The sequence below is a fragment of the Arthrobacter sp. TMN-49 genome (assembly GCF_054511095.1).
The window spans coordinates 60833-87409 of record NZ_JBTNDH010000008.1 but is presented as its reverse complement, the minus strand read 5'-3'; the positions used below and the strand labels follow the sequence as shown (position 1 = coordinate 87409).

The window sequence follows — 26577 nt, the reverse complement described above, 5'->3', positions numbered from 1 at the left end:
GACGCCGCATGGCATAAATGGAAGACATTTTAGAATATATATTCTAGAATCTTTGTACTGATTCGGCGTTCCAAGCAAGAGACTCCGCTGAAGATTCCCAGCCGCCGCGTCCTACAACCCTGACGGATCGGTGTTTGCACCGCACAGAATGAGCGCCACACGTTCATTGTGCGCCGGCACATACGCTCCCGACGCCAGGGCTGCATAGGCCGCGGCGGCGCCATTCTCCAACGCAATCCGGTAGTTCTCCCACAAGAATATTCTTGCCGCACTGATGCTCTCATCACTGACAAGCACGCTTTGCACTCCCGTCCGGACGGCAACGTCAAATCCGATGGCCCCAATCCGGCGGGCGCCCAGCGAATCTGCGGCAATACCTGACACAGCAACATCCACAGGCTGGCCAGCAGCCAGGGCCGCGTGCAAACTTGGCGCATTTTCCGGCTCCACCGCAACAATTGTTGCGTGTCCCTCCAACGCTGCAGCAATGCCGGCCATAAGCCCGCCGCCACCCACGGCCACAATCACCGTGTCAATGCCGCCCAGCTGATCCAGCAGCTCTAGGCCGATGGTCCCGGCCCCCGCCGCAATTTCCGGTTGATCGTAAGCGTGGCAGTAGACCGCACCAGTCTCGGCAGCAAAAGCCACGGCAGCCTCATAAGCTTCAGCGTATTCCGCACCTTCTAACACCACAGTGGCGCCAGCCTTGCGCAGTTTGGCGACCTTCACAGCGGGCGCGCTGCGCGGCACATAAACAGTCGCGGGGACGCCCACCGCGGACGCCGCATAGGCGTTCGCCAGCCCGGCATTGCCACCGGAAGCCACCACGATGCCCACCTCGGGGTTCAGTTCCCCGCGCTCCTGGCAGCCAAGCACCCGGTTGAAGGCGCCACGAGCCTTGAACGTGCCTGTGTGTTGCAGAAACTCGCATTTGAGCCAGACGTCACCGGGGGAGTGGCCAGCATCTAGCTTCATGACAGGTGTCTGGCGCACCAGTCCGTCAATCCGGAGAGCTGCCTGGTCAACGTCTGCACGGGTGATCATTCAATGGCTTTCTTTTGCTGGCGGAGAGATTCACCCAAGGCTATAGCGGGCAGCGAAGGCGAGTCGAACCCTGTCCATCGCCAGAGGCTAGGGTGGATTCATGACTCTTGATTCCACCCTGATCCATGACCTGCCACAGCACACAGTGCGCTGCGCGGTCGTCTCCGCCATGGCGAACAATGTTTATCTAATCACTGCCAAAGCCACCGGCGCCCAGATTTTGATAGATGCCGCGGATGATCTGCCGGCCATCAACGCACTCCTGGACGACGGCGCAGCGGATTCAAGTGCCCCCACCTTCGTGGCCATGATTGCCACCACCCACCAGCACTGGGACCACGTGCGCGCCTTGGCAGCATTGGTGGCCCAGACCGGTGCAGCGACGGCTGCCGGGGCCGACGACGTCGCCGGGATTGCCGCCGAATGCGGCGTCGACACTGACCGCGCGTTGGGCGACGGCGACACGATGGCAGTTGATGGCATAGAGCTGACCACAGTGCATTTGCGCGGCCACACACCGGGCTCCATCGCCTACGTGCTCCACGGCGGGTCCGAGCTGGCTCCGTGCACGCTGATCTTCAGCGGAGACTCCTTGTTCCCCGGCGGTGTTGGCAATACCGAACAGGACCCGCAGCGTTTCACCCAGCTCTTGGATGACGTGCAGGAACGGCTCTTTGACAGCTATGGAGACGACGCCGTGGTGTTGCCAGGCCACGGTGACGCAACAACTCTGGGTGCAGAGCGCGCATCGCTACCAGTCTGGCGAGAGCGCGGCTGGTAATTGAACCAGCGCCCTCCCGGCCGCAGATGAATCGAAAGTACAGTAGTGGTCGATGTTTGAGTTAAACATCAACCACTGCTCCCCGTTCGCATGGGGTGGACACGCTTCGGGGCCCCTCGGGCGCTAGCGCCTAGCCCCCTCCCCAACCTCGCTCCGCTCGTTCGGGGCCCCTCGGGCGCTAGGCTTAGTCAATGTACTTTATTGTTGTGAAATTTTTGGTCCAGCCCGAATCCGCCGAGCAGTTTATGGAACTCGTTGATCCGTACACCGAATCAACCCGCGCCGAGCCGGGCAACCTCTGGTTCGACTGGTCGCGCAGCGTTGAGGACCCCAACGAGTTTGTCCTGGTGGAAGCGTTCCTCGATGACGCCGCCGCCGGCTCCCACGTCTCCAGCGCGCACTTCAAGTCCGGCCTTGACGCCATGCGGCCGGTCCTGGTCGCCACCCCCAAGATCGTCTCGCGCAAGGTCGACGGCGACTCCTGGGATGCCATGGGCGAGCTGCAGATCGGCTAATCCACATGCCCAACACGGCCGCCGTGGAGTATCCAAGCGGCCCCTTTAGCCTTGCCACACTCGGGCACGGCCTAGTCTTTGCCCAGTCTCTGCCCGAGTTGGCGAACGTCCTGACGCGCGCGCAGCCGGACGGTGCCGTTGCCGTAGTACAGGCCCCTCCCGGCACAGGAAAGACCACGTTGGTGCCGCCCCTAGTGGCCAATGTGCTGCATCACGGCCATCCCACACTGAAGATTCTCATTACCCAGCCGAGGCGGGTGGCTGCACGGTCAGCAGCCAAACGGCTGGCGACCCTAGACGGCAGCGCCCTTGGCGGCAAAGTTGGCTACACGGTACGCGGCGAAAGCCACACGGGCCCGGAAACTATCGTCGAGTTCCTCACCCCCGGAATTCTTTTGCGCCGCCTGCTGCGTGACCCCGGGCTGGAAGATGTAGCCGCCGTGGTCCTCGACGAAGTTCACGAACGCGGGCTGGAAACTGACCTCTTGTTGGGCATGTTGGCCGAAGTGCGGCAACTGCGCGGCGATCTGACCCTGCTGGCCATGTCGGCAACCCTTGATGCCCAACGGTTTTCCCGGCTGTTGGGGGACGACGGCGGACCCCCGGCTCCCGTAGTCGACTGCCCCTCAGCGCTGTACCCACTGGAGGTGAGGTGGGCACCGGCAGCCATGCCAAGGGTGGATGAGCGCGGCATTTCCCGCGCCTTCTTGGACCATGTGGCCGATACCGCCGCCGCGGCGCACGCGGCGTCCGTGGCCAAGAACCCCGCAGTTGACGCATTGGTCTTTGCTCCCGGCGTCTGGGAAGTGGGGCACATTGCCTCCCGCCTGAGGCGTACTTGTGCCGGCACCGAAATCCTTGAACTGCACGGCCAGGTGCCTGCACGCGAGCAGGACAAAGCCGTTTCGGCCAGGGTACCGGGCGGCTCTCCCCGCATCATCGTCTCAACGTCGCTGGCCGAGTCCTCGCTCACCGTCCCCGGGGTGCGCCTGGTCATTGACTCTGGCTTGTCACGGGAGCCCCGGCGTGATGCGGCACGCGGCATGAGCGGCTTAGTGACAGTGACGTCATCACGCGCCTCGGCGGAGCAACGTGCAGGGCGCGCGGCCCGTCTCGGTCCGGGCACAGTCGTGCGCTGTTACGACCAGAAAACGTTTGCGGCAGCCCCCGCCCACCCCATGCCGGAGATTGCCGTGGCGGACCTCAGTACTGCCGCCCTCCTCCTGGCCTGTTGGGGCGCCCCTGCGGGGGAAGGACTGCTGCTTCCGGACGCTCCACCAGCGCCGGCGATGGCCTCAGCCATTGAGGTTTTGACTGAACTGGGCGCACTGGACGCCCAGGGCCACGCAACAACCGTGGGCAAGACGCTCGCGGCAATCCCGGCAGAGCCGCGCCTGGCCAGGGCGCTTTTAGACGGGGCCGCTGCGGTTGGCCCGAAGGTGGCCGCCGAGATTGTTGCTTTGGTGGCCGGGGACAACAGGGCCCCGGGCGCAGACCTGACGGCCTTGTTGAAGTCACTGCGGACCGGGCGTGACCCCGGAGCCCGCCGCTGGGACCAGGAAGTGCGCCGCATGGAACAGCTCGCCCGCAAGCACGGCGCAGCCACCCCCGGCGCTTCGAGGGGCGCAACAGCAGTTGACGCGCCCGATGTGGTGGGGTTCGTGGTGGGGTTGGCGTTCCCGGACAGGGTCGCCCGGCTGGTCGAAAACGCACCGGGGAACCAATACCTGCTCTCCTCGGGAACCCGTGCCGGTTTGCCGGCCGGAAGCTCCCTGGCAGGGCACGACTGGTTGGCTGTGGCGGATGTTGCCCGGGCCCAGGGGCGCGATGCCGCAGGTACGGGTGCCATCATCCGTGCCGCTGCCCCCTTGAGCCAGCACAACGCGGGGCAGGTGGCGGCTCACCTGCTCCAGGATTCGGTGGTGGCGCAGTTCAACAATGGCAAGGTTATTGCGCGCCGGGAGCGTCGACTGGGGTCCATAGTGCTCGCCTCAACACCTGTTAAGGCCTCCGCTGCCCAGGGGCGTGACGCTGTGTCCGCCGCGTTGGCCCGCGATGGTGTGGGCATGCTGTCTTGGAGCGGACAGGCCGGGACTCTGCGACGCAGGTTGGCCTTGCTGCACCGTGAATTGGGGGAGCCGTGGCCCGATGTCAGCGATGCGGCTCTACTGGCAAGCCTGCATGATTGGTTGGGGCCGGAGCTTGAAGCCGTCGCGGCCGGCCGGGCGTTGTCGGCCCTTTCCCTCACCGACCCCCTGCGGCGGCTCCTGCCCTGGCCGCAGGCCTCGCAACTGGGCGAGCTGGTGCCTGAAACTCTTGCCGTGCCCAGTGGTTCACGGATCAAGATTGACTATCCGGACGTGGCAAGTGACGGCCCACCCGTGGTGGCCGTGAAGTTGCAGGAATGCTTTGGCCTCGCCGAAACGCCACTCCTGCTCAACGGCCGGGTGCGGGTGCTTTTCCACTTGCTCTCGCCGGCCAGGCAGCCCCTCGCCGTGACGGATGATCTGCAGTCGTTCTGGTCAGGCCCCTACGCCCAGGTGCGGGCACAGATGCGTGGGCGCTACCCCAAGCACCCCTGGCCCGAAGACCCGTGGAGCGCACCCGCCACGGCGAAGGTGAAGAAGCGCATGTGATGGTGGCCATCCTTAGGGCATCACGTCCACAACCTCGGTGCGCTCCTGGATCGATTGGCTCTCCCAGGAACGTTTGAGCACAAACAGCACTTCCTTGCGTCCGGGCTCAGTGGCCATGAAATGGAATTTCTGCGTGCCGGGGGACGGAACCAGCGCAGGATCGGCAAGCTGTCGTTCCGGGGCAAAGGTATTGTCCACCAGCTCAAGCCCGGCCGGCACCCGGGCCACTGACCATTGATAGCCAGTGGCCGGGGTGGCCCGGAACTCAACACTGAACAACTCACCTGCCCGGACTGTGATCACCGCTCAACTCTCCTCCTTGGCACGATCATGTCAAGGCCCGCATCAGGCATACCACTTGTGCCACATGGCTGAATCCGTGCCCTCCACAAACGTGTCGAGCCGGCCGGGCGCCCAGGTGGACACGCCGGTTCCGGAAGACAACAAGCCGCCAAGGTTCTCCTCCGCGCTCCATGCCCCGTCCCACCACCTGTGCATCATGTTGAAGCTGGCACCGGGGTAGAACATGTCGATCCGGTCGGGTCCCCACGAAGCAGCCGAGATGTCGCCACCAACGTATCCGCCCAGAGCCTCCCAGCCGCTCCACCCCGCTCCTGCCCAGTACTGGTGGTACAGCTGGCTGTCCGTGCCCTTGACAAAGGTGTCGAGCCGGTTGTCACCCCAGGACGCAACGGCTGGCGCGGAGTCGCACACCCCGCCCAGGCTTTCCCAGCCACCCCAGCTGCTGCCGTCCCACCACAGGTGCCACATGGCCGAATCCATGCCGCGGGCAAACACGTCAATCCGGTTCGGTCCCCACGAGACCGCTGCAGGGTCGGAGGACAGCAAGCCGCCGAGGGCCTCCCAGTCGCTCCAACTGCCACCGAACCACTTGTGGTACAGCTGGTGGTCGGTGCCCACCACGAACATGTCCAGACGCCCGGAACCCCAGGAACAGATGGCCGGGCCGCTCTGGCAGCCGCCACCTAGGGACTCCCAACCGTTCCAACTTGAGCCGTCCCACCACCTGTGCCAGATGGCCGAGTCGGTGCCGCGGGCCACGGCGTCGATCCTATTGGGCCCCCACGAGACGGCGCTGGGCTTGGAGGTAAGGATCCCGCCCAGGGACTCCAAGCCGCTCCAGCCGTGGGTGGGCGGCAGCGTCACGCCCCGTGCTGTGGAGAAGGCGTACACGTCAAAGTTGCACTGCCCGTAGGCGATCTTGAAGTAGCCGGACATGCCCCAACCGGTGCCCCATGAGTTCTTCACCAGCCAACACTGCTCGGATTCGGAGTAGCCGATCACCTCAACGCAGTGCCCGCCAACGTAGTTGCCCGTGACGTGGTGGTAGACACCGGTGGCGTAGCTGTAGAAGTCGTCGTAGACGTCGAAGGATGCGGCGCACGGGCCGGTGCTGTCCAGGTAGTTCTTGCGCTCGTTGATGTCCCCGATCAAACCGTAGTTGGTGATTGTGACCTGGCTGTCGGCCCGGTTCGGAGTGGGGCGCACATACGGCTTCCACAGATTCGTGGCCGGATCGATCACGGGCGGACTGTCAAAGGCGCTCGAGTACGGCAATGCCGTCTCACTGACCTGCCCCCGGGCCTGCAGCTGTGCCATGCAGGCATTGGAATTCCAGCCGCCACAGGACGGGCCATGGCTGGAGTTGAAGTGTGAATCGGCCTCGGAGAGGTCAAGGAGCTGTCCGTGCTCAATGGAGGCCATGGACTCAACCACTGCCGTGCAGGCAAACGACACGCAAGATCCGCAATATTGCTGGTCCCGCACTGCTGTGACGTGGTTGCCGTTCTTGTTGCGCCAGTCAACTTCCTGGGCAAAGGCCGCGGCTGCCAGCCCCGCCGCCGCCTGGGGTCCTGCCGCGCGCATGGCGACGTCGGCCGGGGTGAAAATGACGCCCAAAAGGGCCTTCTTGCCTTCGTCACTGAGCAGCGATTGGGGCGTGATGCGGGGGCTCCAACGAGCCTCTGCCGAGATAAGGTTTGCCGATAGTGCGCGAATATCCAAAGTGGCCATGGTGGTGCCCTCCGTGAGCACGCGGCCCTCCCACACGGACCGCAAAGTGCATGGGTTCCGTCATGAAGAAATTGTGGGTGGGGCGCCCCGCAGGCCACCTCGCCGGGCCTCCCGTTTCTCCCCCAGGAGCCCCGCCCGCACGCAAATCATTCAACACTGCATATGTTAGATCTGCGCTGCGGGCGGGGCTATGCTACTGGCCAGTGTTTAGCCAAAAGGACAAGGTGCCCACCTAATCTCCCTAGGAGGTGCCCGTCTAGGTCGCTTGTCGCCAGTCATGGGAGGCCAGATGCGAACTGGCCTGGGCACCCATCTGGGCCATTCCGCCGTCGACCTCCCAGCTGGCACCCGTGACATAACTGGCGGCGGGGGAGGCCAGGAAAGCGACGACGCCGGCCACCTCCTCCGCTGCCCCGGCATGGCCCAGCGGGATGCCGGGGCGTGGAATCTCATGCGGGTGCCGCGTCTCGCTGGGGCTCAAGTGAGTGGCAATCTCGCCCGGGGCCACGGCATTGACAGTGATGCCGTGTCCGGCGAGTTCCACGGCAAGGGTCATCGCCAACCCGTTCAGGCCAGCCTTCGAGGCACAGTACGCCCCGAAGCCAAACCGGGGCTGGTGGGCGTGGATGCTGGTGACAACCACTATCCGCCCACCGGAACCAGCGGCAATCAACAGCTTGGCCGCTGCCTGCAGGCACAGGAAGGCTCCGTTGAGATTGGTGTCAAGGATGCGCTGCCAGTCCTCATACGCCGTGTCAACGACCGAGCACGTCAGCCCCACGCCAACATTGTTGACGAAGACCCCCAACGATCCCAGCTCGGCGGCCAGCTCCTCCACGGCGGGGGCGCAGCTGGCCAATTCGGTGGTGTCCAGCCACAGCGAGGCAGCACGCTGACCCAACGCCTCGATGCTTGCCGCGGTGTCCCTGGCGCCGACTTCATCGTCATGCCAGGTAAATCCGACGTCGAACCCGTCCCGCGCCAAGGCGATTGCTATGGCCTTGCCAATACCGCGATCGGCGCCTGTAACAATGGCCGTCCTAGGATAGGCAGAACCTGTTGCGGAATCCGTCACGGCCGCTTTTACTTTGCCTTCTTGGCGGCGGAGCGTTCAGTTCTTGCGCGACCTGTCAGCAGTTCGCCGTCGTCGTCCTCAAGATGGGCGCGCATGAACCATTGGAACAATTCCAATTGGGCGCATTGGCCAATGAGCATGTCCTCGGTAATCGGGTCAAGCTCGGCGACTTCGGCCAGAGTCTTGCGGTGACTGGAGAGGAAGCCCTTGTAGACCACATCGAGAGCCGCAAGGTGTGCTGCCGTGCCTGCCCGCCCAATGGCGTAGTCATCCCAGGTCCGGGTGCTGACCAAGGCGCCGGGCAGGCCGTTGGGGGAGACCCCCAGGGTAGCAATGCGCTCGGCCGTCTCATCCACCATGGCACGGACCAAATCAATTTGCGGGTCAAGCATCTCGTGCACCCCGATGAAGTCCCTGCCCACCACATTCCAATGTGCGTGCTTGAGCGTGAGCTGAAGATCGTTGAGGGCGTGGAGCCTTGCTTGGAGCAATAGGCCCACCTTGTGGCCATCCTGAAGTGTCAAGCCAGGAACCGTGTATCCCGCGTGAGCTGTCCTCTTAACAACCATGTGAAACTCCTTAGCGTCAGCGCTCTCGTTAGCCATTACCTTGTTTCGCAGAACCGGCACGTGCCCGATCTGCTCTCACGGTAGCCATATCTACCAAGAAGGTCTAGAGGTGTTCGGTGCCAGGTCAGTTGGAACGCCGAACTTCCGGGTGCTGGCTAGTGCCCAGCTCCGAGTTTCCCTGCCATGCGTTCATGCATTTTTAGGCTGGCAGTGTTCAAGCCCTCGATCTCGACAGTCTTGCCGTACTTCTCGTACTTTGCGCTGATGGCATCCAGCGCCGCAATAGTTGAGGCGTCCCAGAGGTGGGAGTTGTACAGGTCGATGACGACATGGTTGGGGTCTTCGGCGTACTCGAACTGGGTGTAGAGGTCGTTGGACGAGGCGAAGAAGAGCTCACCGTTGACCTCATACTTGGCAATTTGTTCCCCGAAGTGCTCCTGGATGCTCCGCTCCACGGTGACCAGATGGGCCACCCGGTTGGCGAACAGAACCATGGCTGTGAGTACCCCAACACCCACCCCGATCGCCAGGTTGTGGGTCCACACCGTAAAGATGACTGTCGCCAACATGACGGTGGTTTCGCTCTTGGGCAACATGCGCAAGGTTGCGGGTTTGATGCTGTGCCAATCGAAGGTGGCCACTGACACGAAGATCATCACGGCCACCAGCGCGGCCATCGGAATCAGCGCAACGATGTCGCCCAACACGACCACCAGAATCAGCAAGAAAACACCCGCCAGGAACGTTGAGATGCGGGTTCGGGCACCGGAGACCTTGACGTTGATCATGGTCTGGCCAATCATGGCGCAGCCACCCATTCCACCGAAGAAGCCGGTGATGATGTTCGCCGTCCCTTGCCCCCAGGTCTCGCGGGTCTTATTGGAACGGGTGTCCGTGACGTCGTCGACGAGTTTTGCTGTCATCAGGGACTCCAGCAGACCGACGAAGGCCATGGCCAGCGCGTAGGGGAAGAGGATCTGGAAGGTTTCAACGTTCAGCGGCACGTTCGGCACGAACAGTGACGGGAGGCTGTCAGGCAGATCTCCCTTGTCGCCCACGGTGGGAACGGCCAAGGACGCAACGACGGCGATGACGGTCAGGACGACAATGGCCACCAGGGGAGCCGGGATGGCTGTTGTTATTTTTGGCAGGCCAAACACAATCAGCAAGCCCAAGGCTGTGAGTGGATATACCAACCAGGGGACACCGAGCAATTCCGGGACCTGGGACATGAAAATCAAGATCGCTAGGGCATTGACGAACCCGACCATGACTTGGCGGGGAATGAAGCGCATCAATTTGGCCACACCCAGCAGAGCCAGGATGATCTGGAAGATTCCGGCCATGATGACGGCGGCAACGAAGTAATCCACGCCGTGGCTCTTGACCAAGGGCGCGATGACCAGGGCGATGGCACCGGTTGCTGCGGAGATCATGGCCGGCCGGCCACCAAGGAACGCGATGGACACTGCCATGGTGAACGAGGCGAAGAGTCCAATGCGGGGATCGACGCCGGCGATGATGGAGAAGGCGATGGCTTCGGGGATCAGAGCCAGGGCCACCACGAGACCGGCCAGGACCTCAGTTTTGAGCAGGCGGGGAGATTTGAGGGTGCGGAGTACGGATTGTCGCTCTTCCGGTGCCAGAACTGGGTGTTCCGCCGTCGTCTTCGTGGCCATTGGTGGCTCCGTTCGAAATGAGAGCGCTCAAGCGCTCAGTGACAAAATATGGTGAGGGTTGGCGCATCTGTGCGCAGGGCTATGTATGGCGTCGCCCCCTTCACTGCCCAGGAGCTACTTGCGCACCAGGTAGATCGCGCGAATGAGAGGCGCAACAGGCTCGTCTTGAACCGCCAACGGGCCTACGCGTTTATTCAGGACCTGCACAGCACAGAAGCAACCCGTGACGGTTTATTCGAAACGGCCGGGATCGCCCATGCCACGCCTGACAATCTCGGCATAGCCGCTGGAGAAGTCAACAACTGTGGTGGGCTCGGCACCAACATCTCCGGCGTCGATGACAGCATCCACCGCATGGTCCAGGGCCTCCTTGATTTCCCAGCCCTGGGTGAGGGGCTCGGCCTCATCGGGCAGGAGCAGCGTGCTGGAGAGCATGGGTTCGCCCAACTCGGCCAAAATGGCCTGAATCAGGCGACTGTCCGGTATGCGCACGCCCACAGTCTTCTTCTTTGGATGGGCCAGACGCTTGGGCACCTCCTTGGTGGCAGGAAGGATGAAAGTGTACGGCCCGGGCGTGACAGCCTTGATGCTGCGAAAAATGTCGTTGTCCACCATGACAAACTGCCCCAGCTGCGCAAAATCCTTGCAGACAAGGGTGAAGTGGTGCTTGTTGTCCAGGCTACGGATGGATCGGATCCTGTCCAATGCCTCCCGGTTGCCCAGCTGCGCCCCCAGCGCGTAGCAAGAATCCGTGGGGTACGCGATCAGCCCGCCGGATTGCAGGATGGCCACGATTTGGCTGACAGAACGCGGCTGTGGATCGTCTGGATGAACGTCGAAGAATTTTGCCATGAATTGAGCATACGACGCCTGCGCCTACTCTGAGGTGATTGATGGGCAGGGTGTGATGTACTCGCGGCGTGTTGCCTGAGTTCTCGCGGAAATGCAGTACCGCTTCCAGCTAACTCCCATTTTTTCGGGGGACGCTGAAAGGGACTCTTGCCACGTGGGTCAGCTCCCAGAACGCTGCCTTGGCGAATCAGTACTTTAGCGGAAGGCCTTTCATGGCAGACGACTCACCACGGCAGCCTCAGGTTCGCCTCGTTTCGGCGGTTGCCGCCCTCCGGGGCAGTACCACCACCTCCGCAAAACTGTTGCGCATGCTCCTGGTCAGTTCAGTCATAGGCGTGCTGGTCGCTGTCATGTTCGTGCCCGGAGCAGCCGTAGCCAAGATGGCGGTGGCTGGCGTGGACGACTTCTTAACCACCGTCCCGGCGTCGATGGATTTCACGGCACCCGCGCAAACAACAACCATTCTTGCTGCCGACGGTTCCACTATTGCAACGCTGTACGCCCAAGACAGAAAGGTGGTAGATCTAGCCAGCATGTCGCCCTTCATCAAAGACGGCGTCATTGCGATCGAAGATGCGCGGTTTCACGAGCACGGCGGGATTGACCCCACCGGCATCATCAGGGCTCTGGTGGCGACTGCCAATGGTGGGCGCCAGGGCGCCTCAACCATCACGCAACAGTATGTCAACAACATGCTGATCGAACAGCTGGTTGCGGACGGAAAATCCGAGGAAGCCAAGTTTGGTATGGACAAGACTATGGCTGACAAAGTCACGGAAATCCAGCTGGCCATCGGACTGGAAAAGAAGACGTCCAAGGACGACATTCTGGCCGGCTACCTGAACATCATTTACTTTGGCAACGGGGCCTACGGTATTGAGGCGGCAGCGAAACTGTACTTCAACACCACTGCCAAGGATCTTTCGCTGCCGCAAGCGGCGGCGCTGGCGGGCGTGGTCAACAGGCCCGCCTCTTACGATCCAGTTACCCAGCCAGATTTAGTGCTCACTCGCCGCAACGATGTTCTGGCCAGAATGCTAGAACAAGAGAACATTAGTCAGAAAGACTACGACGCTGCCATCAAGGCCCCACTTGACCTCCACCTGACCACGAGCCCGCAAGGTTGCGCCGCTGCGACCGCACAGTACTTTTGCGACTACGTGCAGCAGCTTGTGCTCAACGACAAGGCCTTCGGCGCCACCGTGGAGGAAAGGACCAAAGTCCTCCTCCAAGGCGGGCTGACCATTCGCACCACCTTGGATTCAGCCTTGCAAAAGGTTGCCCAGGAACAAGCCAGCGCCACCATTAGCGCCACCGACCCTCTGCAGCGTGGTGCGGCGATTGTCAGTGTGCAACCGGGTACCGGCAAAGTCCTGACGATGGCCCAGAACACTGTGTACGATCCTGCGACGGCGCCCGGGAATTACATGGGCAATTTCGCCCTGCCCGTCAACGATGCCAACGGTCAGCCACTTCATGGTGCCGGTGGTTTTCAAGCCGGGTCAACCTTCAAGCCGTTTGTGTTCGCGGAGTGGCTCAACAGTGGTCATTCGATGATGACCTCGATCGACGGCACTGTTCGCACCTACCCGGCAGGTGAGCCGTGGACCAACTCGTGTGGACCCACTACCGGGTTCTATGACCCGGCCGCTGGCACCGACTTGCTGCCCAATGACGATCCGGATCATTACTATCCCATGAGCGCGTATGAGGGCCTGTACAACTCGATCAACACGGTGACGTTTCAAACCGCCAAAGCGCTGGACTTTTGCAATATTCAAAAGATGGCAACAGCAGCCGGGGTGAAGGATGGGCGAACCAATAAGCCCTACGACCTCAGCAGTATCGCGAATCTGCTCGGAACCCAAAACGTGGCGCCTCTGGACATGGCGACAGCGTTTGCCACCCTGGCCAGCGGCGGAACGCGCTGCAACCCCGTCGCTTTGACGGCCATTACCGACGCCGGCGGCACCAAATACCCTGTCCCTTCCGCGGACTGCAAGCGAACCATCAGCGCTGATGTTGCGGCCGGCGTGACTTACGCCCTGAACAGTGTGCTGCTGCGAGGATCAGGCTGGAACATCCCCCTAGCCGACAAGACCACCTCGTTCGCCAAGACCGGAACCACTGACCGCAACATTGATACCTGGACCATCGGCGGCAACAGCGGGGTAGTCTCCGCGTCGTGGTTTGGCAGCTACAAGGGAAACGGTGCCGAATACGTGAATCAAGACATCGTCATCAACGGCAAGTACTATGCCGGTGTTGACGGTGCAGACCTGGCCGGTGGCCAATGGGCGGCAGTCATGAACGCCGCAGCTGCGAACCCGGCCTATGCGGGATCGGAGTTGGTCACACCGCCTGCAGAAATGCTCGCCAACACAGCACCCTTGGTGGCCGGGTTTAATGACCCCAAGCCAAGTCTGGAATCGTTTCCGGAAACACCCGAGGTTCCTGCACCGGCCGACGAACCGGTGCAACCCGCACGGTAGCGCCGTCGCTGCGGTGATTCAATGAACTACTGCTGGACGAGGCAGCCGTGCGCAGATTGCTCGGCCGTCGCCAAGGCGTCCGCCAGCGCGGTGACGGCTCGCTGGTACTCGGCAACGCCGTCGTCCGCGTGGGACTCCTCCGTGAGCGGCTCAAGACTGTTTCGCAACCTTGCGGCGGCGCCGAGTGCCTTGATCAGGGCCGACGTTTCGGGCACCCGGACATCGCTCATGGTGGGGAAGTCAATGGTGGCTGCCGGATCCAACTCGTAGCGCCCCCATCGGGCCAGCAAGGCGTCGTGCTGCTGCGAAGCCGCGCTCAAGGTCAGGCTGAGCTGCCCGTGGTGCGCCGTGGCTGCGGCGATGACGTGGCGCCGCACCAGCAGTTTGTGCGTCACAACTGTTGTTGCCAGGGCCAGGGAAAGCAGCGCGAGCGACATGAGATTGCTGGCCAATGCTGGAATCAGAATCAGCGGAGCCGCCACGGACAAGCCGGCGAAGGCGTACCAAAAGGTCGAGTCGGGATCATGCTCCTGCGGGGCGCGCGCGCGGATGAGCCATACGGTGACGGCTGCGGTGAGACTGACCAACACCGCAAGTACTAGGAAAACCATTCTCGGCACCTCCCCGAACGTGGTCCGACGGCACCGTCCGGACGCTGCATGCAGGCGCACCTGACGTGTCGCCATACACCTATTGCAGGCCTAAAATGCCTCCGGGTCAAGGGGTTGATCCGTCGCTGCGGATTTCAGTCATCATTCGGGCGGATCTTCAAATCCATGCCCCAAATGAATCGAGGTGAGGCACAAGGTCACGACTAGGCGACTAGGCGACTATGGAAATCTGGATAACGATCATGACCAGCGCAGCTACGGCAGTATCGGTTTGGAGGAGTTTGCTGGCGGGGTGATGCGCCCGGGAGACCTGAAGGAATAGCGTGATATCACCCTCAATGACGAGGGTATCCACCGGTTCCCACAGAGGGTGTTTTTCATGAAAATCGTCAAGACTTGGCTAGCAATTGTGGGGTTGCTCCTAGCTTTTATTGTGGTTGCTCCGGCGCCTGCCCAGGCCGCTTCCGTGTCGCCTTACTGTGGCATCACGTGGGGCTCGCTGGCCAAGTCCGCCGGGACTTTTTCGGGCGGGTCCGTCACAAATGTTCGTGCGGGCAGGCATGCGTGCTTTGACCGCATGGTCATCGACGTTCGGGGCCATGCCAACGGCTACACCGTGAAGTACGTTTCAACTGTTTTGCAGCCCGGCAGTGGGCTTCCCGTCGCGCTGAGAGGCGGGGCGTACTTGCAGGTTGTTGTTCTCGTGGCCGCTTACGATCAAAGCACCGGATTGCCCACCTATTCACCAGCCAATAGGAATGAGCTGGTCAACACGGCCGGCTACGCCACCTTCCGCCAGCTCGCGATGACGGGCAGCTTTGAGGGCTACACCCACTTCGGTGTGGGCGTCAGGGCCAGGCTGCCGTTCAACGTATTCGTGCTGGATGGTCCGGGGAACACGTCTCGGATAGTGCTGGGTGTGGCCCATCGCTGGTAGTTGTCCCCGGCACTGCCTAGTCGAGGCCTCCACTGCCGCCGTTGCTCCTGTATTTCAAGGAACGACGGCGGCACGTGTGTTGGGCCCGCCATGTTGCGGCCGAATGAAACTAGGCCGTCGCTTCTCAGCACCGGCGCGGGGTTATTCGGTGAGGGGTGTCTACCCAGGTTCACGTTGACAGTTTGGGTTGACTTGTCGAAGCGTTGTTGGTGCGACTTGAGGTCTAGTAACGCTCCGGCTCTGCTCCCAGGTGGAAGCGGATCCCTCGAACACTGCTGGGCGTGATCTCCACAAACGTGTACTTCAGCGTTGGCAACCATGGCGTCAGGGGTAGGTCCATGACCGCGTCAATCTCTGTTTGCGACTCCAGCACCCGCGCAGTTCCCTTGAGGACAACGCTCCATGCCTGGTTTTCGGCAAGTCCATCGATCTCGAAGGCTACTGTGTCGTTGATGGTCAGTTCGGCCAGCTTGGTTCCCGGGTTGGTTCGGAGGAGGAGTCTGTGTTCCTGGGCCAGATAGTTGATGGGGAAGATGTCCGGCTGGTTGGCTACGCTCAGCGCCAGTCTGCCAAAGCTCGTGTTGGCCAGAAACTGCCACGCCTCGTCGACGGACATATTCTCACCGGGGCGCTCATCAGTAGTCATGGTGTGATTATGCCTCACCAGGACCCGAATAGACACCAGATTTCCAGCCGAAAGGCTTACTGCTGGCCGGCGTGCGCCCGCCAGCGCTTTCACGAAGCACCACGGCGCCTGTGACGCTGTTTGTCTGCTTGCCGGCCGGGTTAAGCGCCATCTCGGCAGTCAGCCTGCCCATGTCCTCAAGGGGCAGGCTTTACGTGGTCAGTCCGGGGGACCCGGCGTCGTGCTTCAAAGCAGACAGGACATCACCCGTGTCACCGAGCGAATCCAAGTACTCCAGCGTGGCGTCGTAGCCTCCCGTGCTGGTGAATGCTCCATGCACGACGGCGAGTGGCTCAAGTTTTGCCGCGGCAAGGCCCTGCATGAAGCCTTCCACGCGGACACGTGCCGTATTGCTTTCATGCGGTCCCGCCAGAATCCCTAAGCGAATGATTCCTTGGGCCACCAGCGCCGCCAGCAAAGCCGTGGCTCCCTCGCGGTTGGCCACAGTCAGGACCTGGGCATCCGGGATGGCGGAGGTGCCCAGGGTGACCACGCGGCCGCCATTGTGAATGTACTGCGAGAGAGCCTTGGTCAGTCGTAGATCCTCTTGCAGGAGCCGTGAAGCAGCCAGAATGATGGCGTCGGTGCGGTAGGAAACGAACGCGTTGACGGCCGCAAGTTCGGCGTCGCCGGGGGAGTCGCCGTCGCCAGCAATATCGGTGCCAGCCAACAGCTCCTGGTGGTGCGATTGCAGGGCCGCCTGCTGCACGCCATGGGCGGTCGCGGAAAAGTACGGGTCAGCAATGTCGTGGACCACCAAACCCACCAGCCCGGTCGTGGAACGTGCCAGGGCCTGGGCATTGGCCACATATCCCAATTCCTCTGCGGCTGACTTTACCCGTCTGGCAATCTCGGCGGCGGGCGTCCTGCTGGATCCGTTAATCACCCTTGATGCTGTAGCCAGGGACACGCCGGCATGCCGGGCCACTTCGATTAGTTTGACGGGCACGTGAGAGTCCCTGTCGTGAAATATTTTCCGGTCTCAGAATTGTCTTGACCCGGTGGTAGGTTCAGCACTTATTGGAAAGCGCTTTCCAAACTTTAGGCCACGCAGGGATTCCCGGCACACACTTGCAACAAATACCGGGAGATCACAGTGACTCTTTTAGCTTCCACCGGGCAAACCGCCGCCTCAGCTGCGGGCGAGCCTGCTGTTGTTCGAATCGCCATGAACGGCATCACCGGCGCATGGGCTACCGTCAGCACCTGCTGCGGTCCATCCTACCGCTGCGTGACTCCGGATTGTTCCTGGAAGACGGCACCAGGGTTGCCATCGAGCCGATCCTGATGGGCCGCAACGAGGCCAAGGTGTGCGAGCTCGCCGAACTCCACAACGTGGAGCACTGGTCCACCGACTTGGACGCCGTCATAGCCGACCCCACCGTCGACGTCGTCTTTGACGCCTCCATGACCAGCCTGCGCGCGGCCACCTTGAAGAAGGCCATGGCCAATGGGAAGCACATCTTCACCGAGAAGCCCACGGCGGAGACCCTCGAGGAGGCCATCAAGTTGGCCCGCATTGGTCAGGGGGGCGGCATCACGGCGGGCGTGGTGCACGACAAGCTGTACCTGCCGGGCCTGGTCAAACTGCGCCGCCTTGTCGATGAGGGCTTCTTTGGCCGCATCCTGTCCATCCGTGGCGAGTTCGGCTACTGGGTGTTCGAGGGCGATCACCAGGCGGCCCAGCGTCCCTCCTGTGACTACCGCAAGGAAGATGGCGGCGGCATGACCACCGACATGTTCTGCCACTGGAACTACGTGCTTGAGGGCGTCATCGGCCAGATCAACTCCTCCTGGGCTGTGCGCGTTTACCGCGACGAACTGGTGGAATTCCAGATCGACGGCACTCACGGTTCGGCTGTTGCTGGCTTGAACAAGTGCGTTGCCCAGCAGCGCGCCCACACGCCCAAGCCCGTCTGGAACCCGAACCTGCCCGTCACCGAGTCCTTCCGCGCGCAGTGGGCCGAGGTTCCCGCCAATGCCGATCTGGACAACGGCTTCAAGCTGCAGTGGGAAGAGTTCCTGCGCGACGCCATTGCCGGCCGCGAACACCGCTTCGGCCTGCTCTCAGCAGCGCGCGGCGTGCAGCTTGCCGAACTGGGCCTGCAGTCCTCCGCCGAGCGCCGCACCCTGGACATCCCGGAAATCGAGCTGTAATCATGACCATCTCACTGACGCTTCCGCGCCCGGACGGCGAGCTGGAAACCCTGACCCTGAACAAAACCGGGCCGTGGCGCAAGCCCACCGAAGTGATCCGTTGCCGCAAGGTCTACGCGACTGCCCACGTCACGCCCAAGGTTCTGTGCCACAACGTCCCCGGCGCCCCGGCCGACATTGACTGGGATGCCACGTTGGCGTTCCGCCGCGAACTGTGGAGCTGGGGCGTTGGCATCGCCGACGCCATGGACACCGCGCAGCGCGGCATGGGCCTGGACTGGGCCGCCACACAGCAGCTCATCAAGCGCACCGCCACCGAGGCTGCGCTTGTCGCTTCCCCGGAGCGGACCGTGCGCGACCTGCTGGCCTGCGGGGCCGGCACAGACCAGCTGGACCCGGCCGCCGTCGGGCCCGGCATCGCTGGATTGGCGGCGGTTCTGGCCGCTTACCGTGAGCAGATCGCCGTCGTCGAAGCGTCGGGTGCCAAGGTCATCATCATGGCCTCGCACGCTCCGGCCACGGTTGCGTCCGGCCCCGCCGACTACCTTGCCCTCTATGGCACGCTGCTCACCGAGGCCAAGGAGCCGGTGGTGTTGCACTGGTTGGGCATCATGTTCGATCCCGCCCTGGCCGGCTACTGGGGCAGCGAGGACGTGGCAGCCGCAACGGCCACGTTCCAGCAGTTCATCGAGACCCATGCGGCAAAGGTCGACGGCGTGAAGGTGTCCCTGCTCGACGCCGGACACGAAGTCACGCTGCGCGCGTCGCTGCCCGAAGGCGTGCGGCTCTACACAGGCGATGACTTCAACTACCCCGAGCTCATTGACGGCGACGGCGCGCACTATTCGGATGCGCTCCTTGGCATCTTTGCCGCGATTGCACCGGCCGCGTCCACGGCGTTGCAGGAGTACGACGCCGGCCGCCCCGCCGAAGCCCGTGCCATCCTGGATTCCACCACGGACCTGGGACTGCACATTTTCGAGGCGCCCACCTATTACTACAAGACAGGGATCGCCTTCCTGGCGTGGCTCAACGGCTTCCAGCCCGGGTTCCAGATGATCGGTGGCCTGCACGCCGCCCGCGACCTCAACCATTTGGTGAAGCTGTTCCACTTGGCCAACACGGCCGGTCTGCTGCTCCATCCAGAGCTTGCCGCATCACGCATGTCCGGTTTCTTGAACACCGCCGGGGTTGCCTCGCTTGTCAGGCAGGGCGCCACAGTATGAGCACGTTTGAGAAGCTGTCCATCAATACCGCGACCATCAAGAGGGCCTCGCTGGCAGAGGCGCTCTCCTTGACGGCAGCCGCGGGTCTGACTCACATTGGCCTGTGGCGCGACAAGGTTGCCGACATTGGCCTGGCGACGGCCGTTGAGATGGTGCGCGAATCCGGCCTGCAGGTTTCAAGCTTGTGCCGCGGCGGTTTCCTGACGGCAGCCGATGAGGCCGGGCAGGCCGCGGCCCTCGCGGACAACAAGGCAGCCGTCCTGGAAGCCAAAGCCCTCGGCACGTCCGAGATCATCATGGTTGTCGGCGGCCTGCCGGACTTCAGCGTCTCACCCGGCGCCGTTGACCGCGGCGTTGACGGCGGCGGAACGGCAGCGGCCGTGACCGGCGGCAAGGACTTTGTGCTTGCACGCCAGCGCGTGGCTGACCGGCTCGCGGAACTGGTGCCGTTCGCCCTGGAACACGGAGTGCGCCTGGTTTTGGAACCGCTGCACCCCATGTATGCCGCAGACAGGGCCGTCCTGTCGACGCTGGGCCAAGCCCTGGATCTTGCGGCCCCGCACCCCGTGGAGGCAGTGGGCGTGGTGGTTGACACCTTCCACGTGTGCGACTTCAACCTGCCCATCGCCGCCGACGCTCTGTTGTCGCGCGGTTTCATGGGCGACGGCGTGATCGACTTCGCCTCAATCGGCGCCTGGGTTGCCGAGGCAGGATACGACGGCGTGGTTGAGGTGGAAATCTTCAACGAGGACATCTGGACCCAGCCTTTCGCCGCTGTCATCGAGACAGTGAAGTCCCGTTACGCCGAGCTGGTGGCCCCGCACCTGCGCTAGCCACCCAACTGGCCCGCAGAAAACGCCGAAAAACACGCGATTTCCGTGAATTTTCGCCGTTTACTGCGGGCCAGTTGGGAGGAGAGCCACGATCCTGTCGTCACCTTGCCGGGGATTGCCTCGGCCGTCCGTATTGTTCGTCAAGATATACAGGCTGCCGTCGCCAGCTATCGCGACGTCGCGCAGCCGGCCATATGCCCCGATCAGCCGGGCCTGCGCCCGGGGAGGCCCGGCCAGCTCAACGACCCACAGGCGTTCCCCGCGCAGGGCGGCCATGTACAAGGTGGTCCCTTGGATCGCAATCCCGCTGGGGCTAGCCTCGTTCGTGGGCCACTCCAGTACCGGGTTGATGAAGCGGGCGTCGTCGCCCTTGCCCTCCACCACCGGCCAGCCATAGTTGCTGCCCGGCTGGATCTCATTGAGCTCATCCCACGTGTTCTGGCCAAATTCGGAGGCCCACATGCGGCCCTGACCGTCCCACGCAATGCCTTGCGGGTTGCGATGCCCCAGGGACCAAACGCGGCTGCCCGGGAACGGATTGTCGGTCGGGATTCCGCCGCCAGGAGTCAACCGCAGGATCTTTCCCGACAATGATGCGGCGTCCTGAGCGGCGTTTCGGTTCCCGGCGTCACCCGTTGTGGCGTAAAGCATGCCGTCAGGGCTGAAGGCCAGCCGGCCACCATTGTGATTGCTGGCCTTGGGGATTCCTTCAAGGATGGTTGCCGGCGCCCCGAGGGCCCGCACACCGGCAGCCCCCTGGACGGGGATGCGGACAATCCGGTTGTCAGTTCCGGTGGTTAGGTAGGCGAACAAGTCAACGCAGGGTGCAGCCGTATCGACGCATCCCGGACCAACGGCGAGCCCCAACAGACCGCCTTCTCCGGCCGGGACCACGCCCGGGACTGCACCTATGCCTCGCTTGGCCCCCGTTTCTGAAACCTCCAAAATCTGTCCCGTGTCACGTTCACTGACCAACAGGGAACCATCGGCCAGCAACACCATCGACCAGGGGGATTGGAGCCCTGTCACCACATCCCCGGTGCTGGCCGTTGCAGCAGCCGAGCTACTCTGCGTTGGTGAGGGCGCAGTTGAGGGCGCAGGGTTGGGCATTGGTGCGGGGGAGTTGGGCACACAAGCTGCCATGGGAAGTGCCGCTGCCAAAGAAACTGCAGCCGCAAAGAACCGGAAGCCATGTGGGCGGCTCCGTCCGCCAGGCTGCACTGCGCAGGGGCTCATGCGCCGAGCATACCGCAGAGGATCAATCCGCCGCATCCCATTTTCGGTGGATGAGCTCTGGCTGCGTGGACAGATACCGCCGGCGGTGAACTCGCACTCAGGCCGCCGCGGGCGATCTTGGTTTGCCTTACTGGGCCGAGTGGAGTGTTCTCTGCTGGCGGTTGCGGCGAGACTTGACCAACAGCACCACACCGAGGCCAATCCACCACAGCATTGCCAGTGGGATCAGCGCAAGGGAGCCAAGCCAGAGAAACTCGGACATGTCGCCAGCACCGGTTGCCGCGTTCGCGTCAGAATCGCTCGTTGCGGCCGTCATGAAGGGACCTGCGATGAGGATCACGACCCGGAGGCCGGGAAAGACTCCCAGGGCACATAGCCACAGTGGAAGAGTGCGGGAGCGAGCTCCGGCGGCACAGATTCCCACAGCCCAGAGGCCGAGCGTCATTATCCCTGCCTGGGCGAAACCGTGGATTCCCAACGCCTGAACGGCGAGATAGGTGGACTCGCCCCAGCCGCTGTTCAGTGATTCGATGTAGAGCAGGGCCCCCACTGAGGAGCGCAACACTCCGTGCATGAAGAAGAAGGCAGCTGAAAAGAGCCCCAGCGCGCTCAGGCTGCGTCGGGTGAGGCTGTTTGTCCGCGGCGCAAGCACATCGGAGACGGCGAAACTCGCCACGACAAGAGCCACGGCCACGATGAACACCGCAATGCCGGCGAGGGAGTAAATCCGTGGGTACTGGCGCAGATACTCCAGACTTACGGCGGGGTTGTCTGTGTCCTCGAAGCCGAGGAGTGGCGGCATGACTTCCAAGGCAAACCATGCTGTGCCTGCGAGCCCGGCGACAACGACAGCAATTCCACCTGCCCGCAATGCCGCCCGATAGCTGTTCACGAGGGTAGTCTTCCCGCGCTGCGGGACTGCTGCGGGACTGCTGTGTTGCTCGCTTGATGCACGCATGGTGCACTCCTTTGGACCGGCTCCGCTCGGGCGAGTGGCAATGCTGCCACGGTTTAGCGACGCACTAAATGCTACTCGCCCGGGCCGCCGCGAGGAAGGGCACCGGGCAGTCCCGGGAGGTGGGTCCCGCCGTCGCGCCTTAACCACATCTGACCCGCAGAAAACGCCGAAAAAACGATCAAAATCGCATTTTTTCGGCGTTTTCTGCGGGTCAGTTGAGAAAGTTGCGGAGAGTTAGCGGCCCTTGACGGGGATGCCGTTGCGGGTCATTGACTCGGCGTAGGCCTTGGCCGATTCCAGCAGCCACTGTTCCTGACGCTCGGGCGAGCCGGCAAAGCTGCGACCGGACAGCGAACGGACCTTGTAAATTCCGAATCCACGCTTGTACAGCATGGGCCCCTGCGCTTTCAGGAGCTGATCGGCCAGCCGGTGCGCCTCGGTGCCGTGCGCCACCAGTGCCGATGCGCGCGGGACCATCGTCATGAACTTCACCAGCGGGCGCAGACCCTGCTCAATCTGCGGTGCGGTGAGGCGTCCGTTGGGCTCACCCGGGGTGAACCACGGGTGCACATTCCAGGGCATGACCAGGCTGGGGCGCAGACCAATCTGCCAGTGGATACCCAAAAGCCGTGTTGCTGCCTGCTCGTCGCCGGCTGTGATGAAGCCCGACTCGTCCATCTCGCCAACATTGGAGAACAGGCTGATGATCTTGCACTCGTCGACATCGTGAACGGGGTCCACGTAGGCCACCTGCTGCTCGGGCCGGGCTTCCGCAAGGCTGTCGCACAGCTCGGTGATGGGGGCAATGTTCTCGTCATAACGGCGATTCCAAAGCTGGTCACGCAGTGATTCAGTGGCCACGGATGTCATTGAGGCGTTGTTCTCCTTTGAGGGAATGAGAGTGTTGGGGGCAGCTACCCAGCATGGGGGCCATGTCCGGCTTCTCAGCTTAGCAATCTTCGCCGGTCCATGGGCTGCCCGGGGTGTGCTAAGGGAACGGAGAAATTCTCGAGTGTGAGAAAGGCGACAGCCCCCGAATCGCCTGTTTTTCCCCTTCAACTCCGAATGTTCGACGCCGGACCCTAGACGTTGTGCGCGGGGCGGGAGGGCCGCAGCTGGCCTTGCCCGCCGTATTCGACACCGCGGCGGCGTTGGCGGCAAAATGGTGGCATGGCGAACATTGAGCAGTCCACCACCTGGCCCCAAGACTCCCCAACCCCACCGTGGGTGAAGAACTACCAGCCAGGCGTCCCGGCAGATATTGAACTTCCCACCGAGTCCCTGGTCGCCATGTTTGAGCACGCTGTCGCCGAGGGCGGTGACCACCCAGCGCTGGAGTTCTTTGGCCGCCGCACCAGCTACCGCGAATTGGGGGAGCAGGTGGCACAGGCGGCCGAGGGTCTGCGCCGTCTGGGTGTGCGGGCGGGGGATAGGGTGGCCCTGATTTTGCCCAACTGTCCGCAGCACGTTGTGGCGTTTTATGCGGTGTTGCGTGTGGGCGCGGTGGTGGTGGAGCACAACCCGCTGTACACAGCACGCGAGCTCCGGCACCAATTTGAAGACCATCAGGCCCGGGTTGTCATTGCCTGGGACAAGGCAGTGACAGCTGTGCGCCAGTTCCCCGCCGACGTCCAGATTGACCACATCGTGGCGGTGAATCTTTTACTTGCGTTCCCCACCATCAAGCGGCTCGCCTTGCACTTACCGGTGAAGAAACTCAGGGACACACGCAGCGCACTGACAGTATCGGCGCCGGGCGCCATGACCTGGAAGGAGTTGTTGGCCCACGGCAGGATCGACTCCGCCCACCCTCGCCCGCACGTGCAGGATCTGGCGGTGATCGGCTACACCTCCGGCACCACAGGACACCCCAAGGGCGCCATGCTCACCCACTTCAACCTGTATTCCAATGCCCGCCAGGGTGAGGCATGGATGCACGGCGCGCAAGTGCGCAAGGAAGTCCTCTACGCCATCTTGCCCATGTTCCACGCCTTCGGCATGACCTTGTACCTCACCTTTGGCATCCGCAAACAAGGGCTGCTCGTGCTGTTCCCAAAATTCGATACCAATCTGGTGTTGGCCGCCATGAAGAAGTCCCCGGCCACTGTATATTGTGCGGTGCCGCCCATCTACGAGCGCACAGCATTGGCTGCGAAGGAGAAGGGCGTCTCGCTGCTGTCATGCAAGTACGCCATCTCCGGCGCCATGAACTTGCCCGACCGTGTGGTGGAGCTGTGGGAGTCAGTCTCCGGTGGCCTGTTGGTGGAGGGCTACGGCATGACCGAATCCTCGCCCGTGGCGCTGGGAAATCCCTTTCACCCCACGCGGCGCACCGGCACCATTGGCGTGCCCTTCCCCTCCACTCTGATGAGGGTTGTCGATGTGGATGATGCCAGCGTGGACGTTGCGCAGGGGGAGCGGGGGGAATTGCTACTCAAGGGCCCACAGGTTTTCCAGGGCTATTGGAACAATCCCGAAGAAACAGCCAAGGTACTGACGGAGGATGGCTGGCTGCACACAGGTGACATCGTGACAGTGGACCCGGACGGTTTCACCACCATCGTGGACAGGTCCAAGGAGCTCGTCATCACGGGTGGCTTCAACGTTTCCCCCTCCGAGGTGGAGGCCGTTCTTCGCCTGCACGACGGCGTGGCCGACGTCGCCGTCTTCGGCAAGCCCTTGGAACGGGGTGGCGAAATGGTGGTTGCAGCAGTCCAGCTCCAGGCCGGCACCGAGCTGGATGAGCCAGCCCTGCGCGCGTACTGCCGGGAGCGCATGACGAGCTACAAGGTTCCAGTCCGGATTGTGCAAGTCGCTGACATGCCCCGCTCCATGCTGGGCAAGATTCTGCGCAAGCAGGTCAAGGAGCAGGTGCTGCCCACCCTCTAGGCCGGTCAGTGGCCGCCAGTTGGGTGCGGCGCCTGCCCGAGATTTGGACAGTTCACCGTTGCGCCCTCACCCTTGTGTGAAAATGGAAGGCATGCGCCCCATGCAATATTCCAGCAAATTGGCCAACGTTCGCTATGAACTTCGTGGCCCCATCCTTCATGCCGCCCAGAAAATGGAGGCGGAGGGACACAGTATCCTGCGCATGAACCTTGGCGACACGGCGCCCTTCGGCCTCGAAGCGCCCGAATCAATTGTTGTTGACATGATCCACCACCTGCGCGGGGCCCAGGGCTATAGCGATTCCAAGGGCATCTTCTCGGCCCGCACAGCCATCTCCCAGTATTACCAAACCAAGGGTTTGATGACTATTGGGGTGGATGACATCTTTGTTGGCAACGGAGTCAGCGAACTCATTTCCATGACCTTGCAGGCGTTCCTAGAGAACGGCGACGAGGTCCTGATTCCGGCCCCCGACTACCCGTTGTGGACGGCGTCTGTCACGCTCACCGGCGGGGTCCCTGTCCACTATCTGTGCGATGAAGACAACGAGTGGTGGCCCGACATGGCCGACGTCGAAAGCAAAATCACGCCCAACACGCGCGCCATAGTCATCATCAACCCCAACAACCCCACGGGCGCGGTGTACCCGCGCCATATTCTTGAAGCGTTTGTGGAACTGGCGCGCAAACACGATCTGGTGATTTTCTCGGATGAGATCTACGAGAAAATACTCTACGACGGCCACACCCACCTTCACATGGCGGCCATGTCCAAGGATGTTTGCACGCTCACGTTCAGTGGCCTGTCCAAGGCGTACAGGATGCCGGGCTACCGGGCGGGCTGGGTGGCCTTGTCCGGTCCGCGCGCCGCCATGGCGGGCTTTAAGGAGTCGCTGGAATTGTTGGCGTCACTGCGTCTATGCGCCAACGTGCCGGCCCAGCACGCCATTCAAACGTCCCTGGGCGGCTACCAGAGCATCAACGACCTCATCAAGCCCGGCGGACGGTTGCGGGAGCAGCGCGACGTCGCCGCACGGCTGCTCAACGCCCTACCGGGAGTGTCGTGTGTGCCTGCCGCCGGAGCCATGTACCTGTTCGTCAGGCTCGACCCGGACATGTACCCCATCGAATCCGATGAAGATTTCGTGATCGAACTCTTGCAGGACCAAAAGATCCTGGTTAGCCACGGCACGGCTTTCCACTGGCCAACGCCGGATCATTTCCGCTTCGTCATCCTGCCCTCGGTGGATGATATTGAAGAGGCCGTGCGGCGCATCTCCACGTTCCTGGCTGTCTACCGGAGCAAGGCCACGCTGCTGCGCCGCTAACGGCGAGGGAATAGAATCCACCAACCCCCGGTTGTGAAAGT

General features: G+C 62.5%; 23 protein-coding genes and 1 pseudogene. 11 read left to right on the top strand and 13 right to left on the bottom strand.

Annotated features, from left to right (window positions below):
- Positions 1-111: 111 nt before the first annotated feature.
- The gene (locus ACX80E_RS05535) at positions 112-1044 is read right to left on the bottom strand and encodes a threonine/serine dehydratase (protein ID WP_459300909.1); all 933 of its coding nucleotides are present in this window, start codon (positions 1042-1044) and stop codon (positions 112-114) included.
- Positions 1045-1144: 100 nt separating this feature from the next.
- Between ACX80E_RS05535 and ACX80E_RS05530 the strand changes: the two genes are divergently transcribed.
- The 3 genes from ACX80E_RS05530 to hrpB all read left to right on the top strand — a co-directional run bounded on the left by ACX80E_RS05530 (position 1145) and on the right by hrpB (position 4976).
- Positions 1145-1825, top strand: a complete 681-nt coding sequence (locus ACX80E_RS05530) for an MBL fold metallo-hydrolase (protein WP_459300908.1) — start codon at positions 1145-1147, stop codon at positions 1823-1825.
- Positions 1826-2016: 191 nt separating this feature from the next.
- Positions 2017-2340, top strand: a complete 324-nt coding sequence (locus ACX80E_RS05525) for a putative quinol monooxygenase (protein ID WP_459300907.1) — start codon at positions 2017-2019, stop codon at positions 2338-2340.
- A gap of 5 nt (positions 2341-2345) precedes the next feature.
- Positions 2346-4976, top strand: coding sequence for an ATP-dependent helicase HrpB (gene hrpB / locus ACX80E_RS05520; protein ID WP_459300906.1), 2631 nt, complete (start codon positions 2346-2348; stop codon positions 4974-4976).
- A gap of 12 nt (positions 4977-4988) precedes the next feature.
- Here hrpB and ACX80E_RS05515 read toward each other — a convergent pair whose 3' ends face one another.
- The 6 genes from ACX80E_RS05515 to ACX80E_RS05490 all read right to left on the bottom strand — a co-directional run bounded on the left by ACX80E_RS05515 (position 4989) and on the right by ACX80E_RS05490 (position 11185).
- Positions 4989-5279, bottom strand: coding sequence for a protease inhibitor I42 family protein (locus ACX80E_RS05515; RefSeq protein ID WP_459300905.1), 291 nt, complete (start codon positions 5277-5279; stop codon positions 4989-4991).
- 42 nt (positions 5280-5321) lie between these two features.
- Positions 5322-7031 (bottom strand): C1 family peptidase, encoded by a 1710-nt coding sequence (locus tag ACX80E_RS05510; RefSeq protein ID WP_459300904.1) that lies wholly within the window; start codon positions 7029-7031, stop codon positions 5322-5324.
- 235 nt (positions 7032-7266) lie between these two features.
- Positions 7267-8085 (bottom strand): SDR family oxidoreductase, encoded by an 819-nt coding sequence (locus tag ACX80E_RS05505; protein WP_459300903.1) that lies wholly within the window; start codon positions 8083-8085, stop codon positions 7267-7269.
- An 8-nt stretch (positions 8086-8093) separates the two neighbouring features.
- Positions 8094-8654: a Dps family protein gene (locus tag ACX80E_RS05500; RefSeq protein ID WP_459300902.1), complete on the bottom strand. Its 561-nt coding sequence runs from the start codon at positions 8652-8654 to the stop codon at positions 8094-8096.
- 155 nt (positions 8655-8809) lie between these two features.
- Complete coding sequence (locus tag ACX80E_RS05495; RefSeq protein ID WP_459300901.1) at positions 8810-10333, bottom strand: SulP family inorganic anion transporter; 1524 nt, start codon at positions 10331-10333, stop codon at positions 8810-8812.
- A gap of 231 nt (positions 10334-10564) precedes the next feature.
- Positions 10565-11185 carry an L-threonylcarbamoyladenylate synthase gene (locus tag ACX80E_RS05490; protein ID WP_459300900.1) on the bottom strand — a complete coding sequence of 207 codons (621 nt, stop codon included), beginning with the start codon at positions 11183-11185 and terminating at the stop codon, positions 10565-10567.
- Between the two features lie 212 nt (positions 11186-11397).
- Between ACX80E_RS05490 and ACX80E_RS05485 the strand changes: the two genes are divergently transcribed.
- Positions 11398-13677: a transglycosylase domain-containing protein gene (locus tag ACX80E_RS05485; protein WP_459300899.1), complete on the top strand. Its 2280-nt coding sequence runs from the start codon at positions 11398-11400 to the stop codon at positions 13675-13677.
- 26 nt (positions 13678-13703) lie between these two features.
- Here ACX80E_RS05485 and ACX80E_RS05480 read toward each other — a convergent pair whose 3' ends face one another.
- Positions 13704-14288 carry a hypothetical protein gene (locus ACX80E_RS05480; protein WP_459300898.1) on the bottom strand — a complete coding sequence of 195 codons (585 nt, stop codon included), beginning with the start codon at positions 14286-14288 and terminating at the stop codon, positions 13704-13706.
- A 184-nt stretch (positions 14289-14472) separates the two neighbouring features.
- Between ACX80E_RS05480 and ACX80E_RS05475 the strand changes: the two genes are divergently transcribed.
- Positions 14473-14610 carry a hypothetical protein gene (locus ACX80E_RS05475; protein WP_459300897.1) on the top strand — a complete coding sequence of 46 codons (138 nt, stop codon included), beginning with the start codon at positions 14473-14475 and terminating at the stop codon, positions 14608-14610.
- 57 nt (positions 14611-14667) lie between these two features.
- Positions 14668-15225, top strand: a complete 558-nt coding sequence (locus ACX80E_RS05470; protein WP_459300896.1) for an AMIN-like domain-containing (lipo)protein — start codon at positions 14668-14670, stop codon at positions 15223-15225.
- Between the two features lie 223 nt (positions 15226-15448).
- Here ACX80E_RS05470 and ACX80E_RS05465 read toward each other — a convergent pair whose 3' ends face one another.
- Positions 15449-15871 carry a pyridoxamine 5'-phosphate oxidase family protein gene (locus tag ACX80E_RS05465; protein ID WP_459300895.1) on the bottom strand — a complete coding sequence of 141 codons (423 nt, stop codon included), beginning with the start codon at positions 15869-15871 and terminating at the stop codon, positions 15449-15451.
- A 190-nt stretch (positions 15872-16061) separates the two neighbouring features.
- Complete coding sequence (locus ACX80E_RS05460) at positions 16062-16859, bottom strand: LacI family DNA-binding transcriptional regulator (protein ID WP_459300894.1); 798 nt, start codon at positions 16857-16859, stop codon at positions 16062-16064.
- 219 nt (positions 16860-17078) lie between these two features.
- On the opposite strand from ACX80E_RS05460, the pseudogene ACX80E_RS05455 reads away from it, so the two are divergent.
- From ACX80E_RS05455 to ACX80E_RS05445, 3 genes and pseudogenes are all read left to right on the top strand, one after another.
- A pseudogene (locus tag ACX80E_RS05455) lies at positions 17079-18067 on the top strand (Gfo/Idh/MocA family protein).
- Positions 18068-18069: 2 nt separating this feature from the next.
- Positions 18070-19293 carry a dihydrodipicolinate synthase family protein gene (locus tag ACX80E_RS05450; RefSeq protein WP_459300893.1) on the top strand — a complete coding sequence of 408 codons (1224 nt, stop codon included), beginning with the start codon at positions 18070-18072 and terminating at the stop codon, positions 19291-19293.
- Positions 19290-20126, top strand: a complete 837-nt coding sequence (locus ACX80E_RS05445; RefSeq protein ID WP_459300892.1) for a sugar phosphate isomerase/epimerase family protein — start codon at positions 19290-19292, stop codon at positions 20124-20126. The genes ACX80E_RS05450 and ACX80E_RS05445 overlap by 4 nt, the downstream gene beginning before the upstream one ends.
- 60 nt (positions 20127-20186) lie before the next feature.
- On the opposite strand, the gene ACX80E_RS05440 is transcribed toward ACX80E_RS05445, so the two are convergent.
- The 3 genes from ACX80E_RS05440 to ACX80E_RS05430 form a co-directional block, all read right to left on the bottom strand.
- The gene (locus tag ACX80E_RS05440; RefSeq protein ID WP_459300891.1) at positions 20187-21257 is read right to left on the bottom strand and encodes a PQQ-dependent sugar dehydrogenase; all 1071 of its coding nucleotides are present in this window, start codon (positions 21255-21257) and stop codon (positions 20187-20189) included.
- A 232-nt stretch (positions 21258-21489) separates the two neighbouring features.
- Positions 21490-22320 (bottom strand): hypothetical protein, encoded by an 831-nt coding sequence (locus tag ACX80E_RS05435; protein ID WP_459300890.1) that lies wholly within the window; start codon positions 22318-22320, stop codon positions 21490-21492.
- Between the two features lie 234 nt (positions 22321-22554).
- Complete coding sequence (locus ACX80E_RS05430) at positions 22555-23190, bottom strand: uracil-DNA glycosylase family protein (RefSeq protein ID WP_459300889.1); 636 nt, start codon at positions 23188-23190, stop codon at positions 22555-22557.
- 300 nt (positions 23191-23490) lie between these two features.
- Between ACX80E_RS05430 and ACX80E_RS05425 the strand changes: the two genes are divergently transcribed.
- Together ACX80E_RS05425 and ACX80E_RS05420 are read left to right on the top strand one after the other, a co-directional pair.
- On the top strand, positions 23491-25209 hold the full coding sequence (locus ACX80E_RS05425; RefSeq protein ID WP_459300888.1) for a long-chain-fatty-acid--CoA ligase: 1719 nt from the start codon (positions 23491-23493) through the stop codon (positions 25207-25209).
- A gap of 91 nt (positions 25210-25300) precedes the next feature.
- A complete protein-coding gene (locus tag ACX80E_RS05420; protein WP_459300887.1) occupies positions 25301-26536 on the top strand; it encodes a pyridoxal phosphate-dependent aminotransferase in 1236 nt (411 codons plus the stop codon).
- The last annotated feature ends 41 nt before the right edge of the window (positions 26537-26577 follow it).